Origin of the sequence: Thioclava sp. UBA3469 (assembly GCF_002378135.1) — a bacterium.
GTDB lineage: Bacteria > Pseudomonadota > Alphaproteobacteria > Rhodobacterales > Rhodobacteraceae > Thioclava > Thioclava sediminum.
Genome location: NZ_DFRG01000110.1, coordinates 1 through 9815, shown reverse-complemented (window position 1 = coordinate 9815; position 9815 = coordinate 1). Strand labels below are relative to the sequence as shown.

Here is a 9815-nt window from a genome sequence, read left to right as displayed (position 1 = left end):
GCAACGGCAGCGCAAGCCGCAACCGCAGCGCCAGCCGGACGATCCCTCCAACCTGTTCGAGCCGCAGGATGACGGGTTCGGCGATCAGAAATTCCCGACCGCAGGCCAGACCGACTCCGAGGTGATCGACGCGGGCCAGCGCACCCCCGAGGAAGAAATCGACGCGATCCGCGCCGAAGGGCTGACCGGCCGCCAGTTGCGGCTCGCGCGTCGCATGGCCCAGAAACACGGCGTTCAGGCCAGTTCCGATTTCGAGGCCGTGCTGCTTCTGCGCCGCCGCGGGATCGACCCGTTCGACCGCTCGAATATCGTGGCGCTGGTGAAACCCGGCGAGGCGGAAGCGACCTCGCGGGCGCTGGCGCGCACCGACGGGCCGGGCGCCGATACCCGCGTGAACCTGCCGCAGACGATCAAGCAGGGTCAGGTCCCCTCCACCGAGGTAATGAACGCGGACCGCCGCGCCGCCGAGATCCTGCGCATCCAGCGCGACATCGCCAAACGCCGCCGCCGCAAGCTGATGCTGCTGGGCGCGCGGCTGGGCTTCTTCGTGGTGCTGCCGACGCTGATGGCCGCCTATTACTACTTCGCGATGGCCACGCCGATGTATGCGACGAAATCGGCCTTCGTGATCCAGAAAGCCGAAGGGATGGGCAATTCCGGGCTGGGCTCGCTGTTCTCGGGCACGCAGCTCGCCACCAATCAGGACTCGGTCACGGTGCAGTCCTATCTGCAATCGCGCGATGCGATGAAGCGGCTCGACCGCGATCAGGGGTTCAAGCAGATCTTCGAGGATCAGAGCATCGACCCGCTGCAGCGGCTGCCGGAAAATGCGACCGACGAGCAGGCCTACCGGCTCTATTCCAAGATGGTGCAGATCGGCTACGACCCCTCCGAGGGCATCGTGAAGATGGAAGTGGTCGCCCCCGATCCGGCGAAATCGCAGAAATTCTCCGAGTCGCTGATCTCCTATGCCGAACAGCAGGTGGACCAGCTGACCTCGCGGCTGCGCGACGACCAGATGAAGGGCGCGCGCGAAAGCTATGAGGATGCAGAGGCCAAGGTCTTCGCGGCGCAATCCAAGGTGCAGCAGCTGCAGGAAAAGGTCGGAGTGCTCGATCCCGTCAGCGAAAACTCGATGGTGATGGGTCAGGTCGCCAATCTGGAAAACCAGTTGCAGCAGAAGCGTCTCGAACTGGGGCAGCTGCTCGACAATCCGCGGCCCAATCAGGCGCGGGTCGCGGGCGTGCAGGGCGACATCAAGCGCATTCAGGCGCTTCTCGACACCACGCGCGGCCAGCTGACGACCGCGCGGCAATCCACGGGGGGCGAGTCGCTTGCTGCCGTCACCGGCCAGCTGCAGATCGCTCAGGGCGAGTTGCAGACCCGGCAGATGCTGCTGTCGGCGGCCGCCCAGCAGATGGAAACCGCCCGGATCGAGGCGAACAAGCAGGTGCGCTATCTGGAGATGGGCGTGCGCCCCGTCGCCCCGGACGAGCCCACCTATCCGCGCGCTTTCGAGAACACACTGTTGGCTTTCCTGATCTTCTCGGGCATCTATCTGATGCTGTCGCTCACAGCTTCGGTCCTGCGCGAGCAGGTCTCGAGCTGACCGCTGAGCGGCCCGTCACGAGGCTGCGGAGAGAGATATGAAAGACGTGAAAATCGGCGGGCTGACCGTCTCGAACGACCGCCCGCTGACGGTGATCGCGGGGCCCTGCCAGCTGGAAAGCCGCGAGCACGCGATGATGATCGCGAAGGAAATGGCCCGTGCCTGCGATCAGGCGGGCGCGCAGTTCATCTTCAAGGCGAGCTACGACAAGGCCAACCGCACCAGCCTCAAGGGCAAGCGTGGCCTCGGCATCGACGCGGGTCTGAAGATCCTCGAAGAGGTGCGCGCAGAGATCGGTTGCCCGGTGCTGACCGACATCCATGACGCCGAACAGGCCCGCATCGCGGGTGCCGTGGTCGATGTGATCCAGATCCCGGCCTTCCTGTGCCGTCAGACCGATCTGCTGCTCGCCGCGGGCGAGACCGGCTGCGTCGTGAACATCAAGAAGGGCCAGTTCCTCGCGCCGTGGGACATGCCGAACGTGGCCGACAAGGTCGCCTCGACGGGCAACGAGAAGATCCTGCTGACCGAGCGCGGCACGTCGTTTGGCTACAACACGCTGGTCGCCGATATGCGCGGCCTGCCCGAGATGGCCAAGACCGGCTACCCGGTGATCATGGATGCGACCCATTCGGTGCAGCAGCCCGGCGGTCAGGGCGGTTCCTCGGGCGGTCAGCGCGAATTCGCCCCGGTGATGGCGCGGGCCGCCGTCTCGCTCGGCATCGCAGGCGTGTTCATCGAGACCCACGAGGCGCCCGATACCGCGCCGTCCGACGGGCCGAACATGATCCCGCTGAACCAGATGCCGAAGCTGGTGCAGACTCTGATGGAGTTCGACCGGATCGCCAAGGACGACCCGATCCGGCTGTAAGCGCCCATAGAAAAGGGCACGCGAGAGACCCGCGCGCCCTGCCCTGTTCTTTGCGATCGGATCAGGCGTCAGCCACGACCTCGGCGCGCTGCTTGCCCAGACCTTCGATCTCCAGCTCCACCACGTCGCCCGGACGCAGGAAGCGCGGCGTCTCCATACCCATAGCGACGCCCGGAGGGGTGCCGGTCGAGATCACGTCGCCCGGATGCAGCGTCATGAACTGGCTGAGGTAGCTCACCAATTTCTTCACCCCGAAGACCATCGTCTCGGTCGAGCCGTTCTGCATCACCTCGCCATTCACGCTCAGCTTCATCGCCAGCTTCTGCGGATCGGCCACGGAGTCGCGCGTCACGAGATACGGACCGAGCGGGCCGAAGCTGTCGCAGCTCTTGCCCTTGGTCCACTGGCCCGCGCGATCCTTCTGATAGCTGCGCTCGGAAACGTCATTGGCGAGCACGAAACCCGCGACGTAATCCATCGCATCTTCTTCCGAGACGTATTTCGCGGGCTTGCCGATCACGATGCCCAGCTCGACCTCCCAGTCGGTCTGCTCGGAGCCGCGCGGCAGCACGATCGGGTCGTTCGGGCCCTGAATCGCGGAGGTGGCCTTCATGAAGATCAGCGGCTCTGGCGGCACCTGCGAACCGGATTCCGCGGCGTGGTCGGCATAGTTCAGCCCGATGCAGATCATCTTGCCGATCCCGGCCACCGGCGCGCCCAGACGCGTGCCATCGGGCACGACGGGCAGCTCCGACGCATCGAGCGAGCCGATCGCGGCCAGCCCGTCATCCGAGAGCACCGCGCCCCCGATATCGGCCACCTGTCCCGACAGATCGCGGATCACGCCCTGATCGTCCATCAGCCCCGGTTTCTCGGCCCCGATCAGCCCATGACGCAGAAGTTTCATGTGATGTCCTCCTTCATTTTGGCGGCATCAAGCCCGCGCAGCGGCGAAGATGCAAGGGCGTCAGCGGACATGAAGGATGAAAATCCCGAGTAGGACCATGAGCGCGATCACAAGCGCGAAGAGCAGCAGATCGGGCCAGTTGGTGCCTTTTTCGTCCGGCGCTTCCTCGGCGTCGATCAGCGCACGCAGCATCCGCATCCGCACGAAGGCGAGGATCACCACCACCCCGCCGCTCAGCACCATCGCGAGATCGGACCAGCCGGGAATATCTGCGCGGGTCAGCTTGGCAGCCGTCAGCCCGACGCCGACGATCGCAATGGCCGTGCGCAGCCAGGCCAGGAAGGTCCGCTCATTCGCGGCATGATCCTTGAAACTCTCCTGCGAAGCCACTGCCGAACCTGCCTTTCCATCGCACCTGTCGCGGCGCGCCGTGGGCGTGCCTGTGAGGCTGCCCTTCGCGCCGCTCGTGCATCGGAATCGCCCCGAGGCCCCGGTCGGTTCCCCGGCCCCGCAAATTGGCACGCCGCCCTTCCCCTTGGAACTTCGGCCCACGCTTCAACCCGTCTCACGGCAAACGTGAGGTGCGGATCACGCATTCGTTGCCCCGATCAGTACCGCGGGAGCACATTGCGAGCGCCCCAACGACAGCTTTGCGCTTGAAAAATAAGGCGCACCCGGACCCGTGCGCTTCCCGCGCCGGAAAGCATGCCGCAGGGTCCGTTCAACCAAATTCATCATCGCGTGAGGTGAGGTGGTCGCGCCCCCGTGACTGCATCATCCTTAGCGTTCGCGAACATACGGCCCCGCGCCACATGGTCGTGATCGTCCCTGCGCGGGCGTCGGTGCGCCCGACATCTGCAAACATATGCATGTTTGGAACTGATCACGCTGCCGTGCATTGCTCGTGAAAGAGACATGAAAACAAACCGACCAACCGGGCTAAAGGGAGAATGGAACAGTGACGAGCATCCACGCGTCGCACCGGCTCGGCCCGGGTCAAGTCTGACACCGGAGCCAGCCTATGCAAATCACCGAAACGCTCGGCCTGCTGCTCGCGCTCAGCTTCGTCATCTCGCTTCTGGCGTTGACGATCCTGATCTGGGCGATCGCGAACAAGCAGGTCCATACGCCAGACGCCGATGACGCGCGGACCATTTTCGAGCCCGGCGAGGGCGCGGATATCGACTATCCCGACAAACCCCACCATTTCGACACCGCCCGCAGCGGCATCGACGCGAATTCCTCCAGCGTCGTGATGTGGCTCATCGCGGCGGCGGTGTTCTGGCTGATCTACGGCTCGCTACACGGGCTGGCCGCCTCGCTGGAGCTGCACCTGCCCGACCTGATGTCGGGGACCGCGCAGATGACCTTCGGGCGCATGCGCACGGTGCACCTGAACTCGGTCGCCTATGGCTGGGCGAGCCAGGGCGGGCTTGCGGCCGTGTGTTGGATCATCCCGCGCATCTTCCGCACCAACCTGCGCATGACGGGCCTTCTGAAGGTCGGGATCGTGCTGTGGAATATCGGTCTGGCGGCTGGCGTTCTGGCCATCGCGAACGGCTGGACCGACGGTCTCGAATGGCTCGAGATCCCGTGGCAGATCGACATCATCCTCGCGGCTGGCGCGGCGTGCTTCGTGGCCCCGCTGATCGCGACCGCGAAGAACCGCAACGTCCATCACATCTATGTCTCGGGCTGGTACTTCCTCGCAGGCGTGCTGTGGTTCCCGGTGCTGTTCATCGTCGCCAACATCCCCGGCGTCCATCACGGCGTCGAGCAGGCCACGATGAACTGGTGGTATGCCCATAACGTGCTGGGCCTGTGGCTGACGCCGCTGGGCGTGGGCACGGCCTATTACTTCATCCCGAAAATCATCGGCAAACCGGTCTATTCCTATGCGCTTTCGCTGGTGGGCTTCTGGGCGCTGGCGCTGTTCTACAGCCAGGTCGGCATCCATCACCTGATCGGCGGCCCCGTCCCCACCTGGCTGGTGACGCTTTCGGTCGTGCATTCGGTGATGATGTTCGTCCCCGTCATCGCGGTGGCGATCAACCAGCACGTCACGGTGGCGAGCAACCTCTGGGCGCTCAAGGAGTCGATGCCGCTGCGCTTCATCTCCTTCGGGGCGGTGATGTACACGCTGGCCTCGTTCCAGGGCTCGATCGAGGCGCTGCGCTCGGTCAACACGATCACCCACTTCACCCATTACACGGTGGCGCACGCGCATCTGGGCGCCTATGCCTTCGTGTCGCTGGTGCTGATGGGCGCCATCTACCAGATCGTGCCGCGCGCAACGGGCAAATACTGGCCCTTCCCGCGCATGATCGCATGGCACTTCTGGCTGAACGTGATCGGCTTTGCCGTCTACTTCTTCTCGCTGACCATCGGCGGCATCCTGCAGGGCCTCGCCCAGCTCGATGCGACCAAGCCCTTCGCCGACAGCGTGATCCTGCTCAAGCCCTATCTCGAAGGCCGCTCGCTCGGCGGCGGGCTGATGACGCTGGGCCACGTTCTGCTGGCGATCAACCTCATCGCGATCGGCTTCGCCAAGAAGACCCGTGAGACCGAAACCGAAAACATGGTGGCTGCAGAATGAACCGCTATCTCCCTCTCGCAATCACGGCGCTGGCGATCCTTGCGCTCGCGACCCTGTTCCTGGTGATCGCGCCGGGCATGCAGATCAGCGCGCAAGGCCCGTCGCAGGGGCTCAAACCCTACACCGAGGCCGAGGCGCGCGGACGTGCCGTCTATGTCTCGATGGGCTGCCTCTACTGCCACTCGCAGCAGCCGCGCTCGCTGGCGCAGGCCCCCGATGCCGAACGTGGCTGGGGCCGGGCCTCGGTCGCGGGCGACTATGCCTATGACGACCCCCACCAGCTGGGCACGATGCGCACCGGGCCGGACCTGATGGATATCGGCGACCGCCTGCCCTCGCAGGCCTGGCAGCTGACCCACCTCTACCAGCCCCGCGCCATTGCGAGCTGGTCGATCATGCCCGCCTATCCCTACCTCTTCGAGCATAAGGACAAGGCCGGGCCCGACGATGTGGTGGTCAAGCTGCCCGCGCAATACGCGCCGAAATCCGGTGTGATCGTGGCCAAGCAGGATGCGCTCGACCTCGTGACCTATCTGCAGGGCATGAAGCGCCAATACGCCCCGCCGAAGGACGGCCTGCGCGACAACGGCTACGCGCTGATCGCCGAAAAGCAACGCGACGCGACCGATGCCACCACGGCCTCGAACTGAGACCAGGGAGACAAGAATGACCGATAAGAAACCCGATCCCCGGCGTCCCGACGAAACTTTCGAGCCGTTCGAGGAAACCCGCCGCATCCCATGGCCCGTCTATTCGATCGCGATCGCGCTCGCGATCTGGGGGGTGATCATGCTGGTTCAGACCAGCACCGCCGTTCAGGTCGCCGACAAGACGCAAGAAGAGGTGGCCAAGGAGGATAGCACCAAACTCGCTCAGGCCGCCGCGCCCGATCTGGACGCGGGCAAGACGCTGTTCGCCGATAATTGCGCCACCTGCCACGGCGACGCAGGCGAAGGCGTGGCTGGCGCCTTCCCTCCGCTGCACGGCTCGGATGTCGTGAAGCTGGGCGGCGCGAAAGCCGTGACCCATATCGTGATGCGCGGCATCGGCGGCGAGCTCAACGTCAATGGCGACGGCTATGAGGGCCAGATGCCCGCCTTCGGCTCGGTTCTCAGCGACACCGAGATTTCCGAAATCGCGTCCTATGTCGCGACCGGGCTCAATGACGACGCCAAGACGATCAGCGCCCCCGAGGTGGCCGATATCCGCAAGGTCGCCGGTGACAAGGACCCCTTCGATGGCGGGGCCGGGCTTGCCGGGCTGATCAACGACCTGCCCGCGCAGCCGAACTCCGAAGCGGCCGATCAGGGCGCCGATTCCGAGCGTGTCGCACAGCTCGTGGGCAAAGGCACCGACACCGTCTGGGCCTGCGCAAGCTGCCACGGCGACAAGGGCGAGGGCATCGAGACCGTGCCGCGTCTGGCTGGCCTTCCGGCGCCCTATCTGGCCAAGCAGCTGCATGACTTCCAGAGAGGCACCCGGTTCAACGACTCGATGGCCTATGTCGCGAAGGGTCTCAGCGATCGCGAGATCGGCGAGCTCGCCAATTACTACGCGAGCATGAGCAGCCCCTCGGGCGCGAAACCGTCCCTGCAGGGCGATCTCAAACGCGGTGCGCAGCTCGCCAAACAGGGCGACTGGTCGATCGGCGTTCCGGCCTGCTTCACCTGTCACGGCCCCTCGGGCGTCGGCGTCGCGCCGAACTTCCCCGGGATCGCTGCGCAACAGCCCAGCTACGTCGCGCATCAGCTCGCGATGTGGGCGGGCGGTTCGCGCCATAACTCGCCGCTCGGCCTGATGGCGGGGATCGGCAAGGCCCTGAACGACTCGGATCGCCGCGCCGTGGCCGACTACCTCGCGTCGCTCGCCCCGATGCCGGCGATGGACAAAACCGAACTGGCCGCGATGGAGAGCAACATCCCGGTCCGTGAAGGAGTGGATCAATGAGTAACAAGCACCCGTCCGATATCCCTCCGCGCGGAGAGACCAAATCCTCCCGCGGGCAAACCGTGCTGCGGGCGATCCTCGCAGTGGGCGGCGGCCTCGTGCTGGTCGTGCTGGGCTCGCTCCTCGTCGATTTCGGCCTTGCCCCCAGCTGGCTGACCGGCGCCACCCGCGACCAGAGCGAAGCCGAGACCGCCGCGGCGCAAAGCGGCGGCGACGGCAAGCAGGCCGCGCTGTTCCAGCCGCCTGCGGAAAGCACCATCCCCGATGACGATTTCGGCAAATCGGTGCGCCGCGGCATGGCGATCTTCAACGATACCGGCACCAACGCGCATGACTTCGTGGGCAACGACCTGTCCTGTTCGAACTGCCACCTCGATGCGGGCCGTCAGGCCTATTCCGCGCCGATGTGGGCCGCCTACCCGGTCTATCCGAAATATCGCGGCAAGAACAAAATGGTGAACACCATGGAGGACCGCATCAAGGGCTGCTTCACCTATTCGATGAACGCCCAAGGCTCGCCCTCGGGTGGCCCGCCGCCCTATGGCTCGGATGTCTATCGCGACCTGCAGGCCTATTTCTTCTGGATGTCCAAGGGCCTGCCCACGGGCGAGAAACCGGAAGGCGCAGGCTTCGGCAAGATCGACAAGCCCGCGCAAGAGCCCTCGCGCCAGCGCGGCGAAGAGGTCTTCGCTCAAAACTGCGCGGTCTGCCACGGCGCCGACGGTCAGGGCCAGAAGGACATCAACGGCAAGGTCGTCTTCCCGCCGCTCTGGGGGCCGCACAGCTTCAACTGGGGGGCTGGCATGCACAAGGTCGACGCCGCCGCTGCCTTCATCAAGCACAACATGCCGTTGTCGGAGCCGAACAAGCTCAGCGTGCAGGAAGCCTGGGACGTGGCCGCCTTCGTCGACAGCCATCCGCGCCCGAACGACCCGCGCCAGATTGGCGACGTGACGGTGAAGGACGCCTTCGACAAATGGCACCACAAGCACCAGGGCTTCTACGGCAAGGAAGTCGATGGGGAGCTGATGGGTCCGGGCTACCCGTCCGGCGACCAGGCCTCCGTGCCCGCGCAAAACGAAAACTCGGGCGGCTAAGCCTTTCCCTTAGACGACCCGATCGGGCCGGCGCAGCGATGCGCCGGCCCATTTTTTTGCGCCCCTCTCATCGCTCCGTGCGCTTGCCTTTGGCGGCCTGCGCTGCAATATGTATGGCGGAACATATCGAAGGAGGCCCCATGTCCCTGCCCCGCATCCTCGCCCTTGCGCTGATCCCGGCGAGCCTCGCGCTGCCCGCCCGCGCAGATGACGTCACGATCTTTGCCGCCGCCTCGATGAAGACCGCGCTCGATCAGGTGGCGAAAGGCTGGGAAGCCAAGACCGGCGATGTGGCGCATATCTCCTACGCGGGCTCAGGCGCGCTGGCCCGTCAGATCGCCGCCGGGGCACCGGCCGACATCTACATCTCCGCCAATCCCGGCTGGATGGAGACGGTCGCGAAGACAGGCCGCATCGAGACGCAAGCGGACCTGCTGGCCAACCACCTCGTGCTGATCGCCCATGACCCGAAGGCCGCGCCGGTGAAGATTTCTCTGGATCTGGACATCAAAGCGCTCCTGCAGGGCGGCAAGCTCGCGATGTCGCTGGTGAACGCGGTGCCCGCAGGCCAATACGGCAAGGCGGCGCTCGAGCATTACGGCCTCTGGACCAAGGTTGCGCCGGAAGTCGCGCAGGCCGACAACGTGCGCGCGACGCTGGCGATGGTGGCGCTTGGCGCAGCCCCCTACGGGATCACCTACGCGACCGATGCCGTGGCCGAGCCGCGCGTGCATGTCGTGGCGACCTTCCCTGCGGACAGCCACCCGCCGATCCGCTACCCCGCGGCC

9 protein-coding genes are annotated in these 9815 nt (G+C 65.4%); 7 read left to right on the top strand and 2 right to left on the bottom strand.

Annotation, left to right across the window (positions count from 1 at the left end):
- Both B3D39_RS09125 and kdsA read left to right on the top strand, forming a co-directional pair.
- Positions 1-1609: capsule biosynthesis protein (locus tag B3D39_RS09125; protein ID WP_349678085.1), on the top strand; the 1609-nt coding region annotated here is incomplete at its 5' end.
- Positions 1610-1646: 37 nt separating this feature from the next.
- Positions 1647-2480 (top strand): 3-deoxy-8-phosphooctulonate synthase, encoded by an 834-nt coding sequence (kdsA, locus tag B3D39_RS09120; protein WP_286789616.1) that lies wholly within the window; start codon positions 1647-1649, stop codon positions 2478-2480.
- Between the two features lie 61 nt (positions 2481-2541).
- Here kdsA and B3D39_RS09115 read toward each other — a convergent pair whose 3' ends face one another.
- Positions 2542-3387, bottom strand: a complete 846-nt coding sequence (locus B3D39_RS09115; protein ID WP_274962856.1) for a fumarylacetoacetate hydrolase family protein — start codon at positions 3385-3387, stop codon at positions 2542-2544.
- Between the two features lie 60 nt (positions 3388-3447).
- On the bottom strand, positions 3448-3777 hold the full coding sequence (locus B3D39_RS09110; protein WP_274962855.1) for a YidH family protein: 330 nt from the start codon (positions 3775-3777) through the stop codon (positions 3448-3450).
- A 631-nt stretch (positions 3778-4408) separates the two neighbouring features.
- Here B3D39_RS09110 and B3D39_RS09105 point away from each other — a divergent pair.
- The 5 genes from B3D39_RS09105 to modA form a co-directional block, all read left to right on the top strand.
- A complete protein-coding gene (locus B3D39_RS09105; protein WP_244176647.1) occupies positions 4409-5983 on the top strand; it encodes a cbb3-type cytochrome c oxidase subunit I in 1575 nt (524 codons plus the stop codon).
- Positions 5980-6633, top strand: coding sequence for a cbb3-type cytochrome c oxidase subunit II (locus B3D39_RS09100; protein ID WP_078540647.1), 654 nt, complete (start codon positions 5980-5982; stop codon positions 6631-6633). Before B3D39_RS09105 ends, B3D39_RS09100 begins: the two co-directional genes overlap by 4 nt.
- A gap of 16 nt (positions 6634-6649) precedes the next feature.
- Complete coding sequence (locus tag B3D39_RS09095; protein ID WP_274962854.1) at positions 6650-7930, top strand: c-type cytochrome; 1281 nt, start codon at positions 6650-6652, stop codon at positions 7928-7930.
- Positions 7927-9027, top strand: coding sequence for a c-type cytochrome (locus B3D39_RS09090; protein WP_078605575.1), 1101 nt, complete (start codon positions 7927-7929; stop codon positions 9025-9027). The genes B3D39_RS09095 and B3D39_RS09090 overlap by 4 nt, the downstream gene beginning before the upstream one ends.
- Before the next feature lie 140 nt (positions 9028-9167).
- Positions 9168-9815, top strand: a 648-nt coding sequence (gene modA, locus B3D39_RS09085) for a molybdate ABC transporter substrate-binding protein (RefSeq protein WP_286789615.1), incomplete at its 3' end; no start/stop codon positions are given.

Excerpts from the sequence above, each read along its gene's own strand:
- B3D39_RS09105 (WP_244176647.1), top strand. The coding sequence starts at position 4,409 with ATGCAAATCACCGAAACGCTCGGCCTGCTGCTCGCGCTCAGCTTCGTC.
- B3D39_RS09100 (WP_078540647.1), top strand. The coding sequence starts at position 5,980 with ATGAACCGCTATCTCCCTCTCGCAATCACGGCGCTGGCGATCCTTGCG.
- B3D39_RS09090 (WP_078605575.1), top strand. The coding sequence starts at position 7,927 with ATGAGTAACAAGCACCCGTCCGATATCCCTCCGCGCGGAGAGACCAAA.
- B3D39_RS09095 (WP_274962854.1), top strand. The coding sequence starts at position 6,650 with ATGACCGATAAGAAACCCGATCCCCGGCGTCCCGACGAAACTTTCGAG.
- B3D39_RS09115 (WP_274962856.1), bottom strand. The coding sequence starts at position 3,387 with ATGAAACTTCTGCGTCATGGGCTGATCGGGGCCGAGAAACCGGGGCTG.
- kdsA (WP_286789616.1), top strand. The coding sequence starts at position 1,647 with ATGAAAGACGTGAAAATCGGCGGGCTGACCGTCTCGAACGACCGCCCG.